Source organism: Vibrio sp. 1078-1, from assembly GCF_033340475.1.
Map to the genome: position 1 here is coordinate 1 of NZ_JAWOWM010000710.1, position 560 is coordinate 560.

Annotated in this window: 1 protein-coding gene; it reads right to left on the reverse strand. The window is 39.6% G+C overall.

All coding sequences use genetic code 11. The features are described 5' to 3' along the window. The coding region (locus R7190_RS29650; RefSeq protein ID WP_318138177.1) for a LysR family transcriptional regulator at positions 1–272 on the reverse strand (272 nt) is incomplete at its 3' end. Positions 273–560 lie beyond the last annotated feature (288 nt).

The window sequence follows — 560 nt, forward strand, 5'->3', positions numbered from 1 at the left end:
TGAATTAGGCTGGCGGTTGCGTGCTGAATGAGCTCTAGAGCTTCTGTTATTTGGGGTAAATAGCGCTTTCCTTCCTCTGTTAGCTCCACGCCGTTTAACCCTCGATGAATGAGAGGAAGCCCAACGAGTTGCTCTAAAGATGCCATCTGTTTACTGACCGCTCCTTGTGTTACGCATAGGTCATCGGCGGCTTTAGAAAAGCTGAGATAGTTAGCCACAGCAACAAAAGTCCTCAATGCACGAATGGAGGGGTACTCACTGCCTTTTATCATTCTTTCAATTCCATTGAATTTGATTAGGCACAGAGTAGAGGATTTGTACTTTTAAGCAAAGCAAGGCACGACGGATGTGTGATTGGCTTCCTTTCTAGTAAACACGCCACGTGATATTTCAATGACTATTTAACAACTCAAGAATATTCACGCTGTGTATTTTTATTTTGAAAAAACTACAAATTAGCGAGAAGCTTTTTCACTAGTTATATTTATCCTACATTTATATTGTTTGTGTAAGGTAAATAAATAGCCTGTATTTTGTTTTTTGTACGAGTGTTTTTAGCT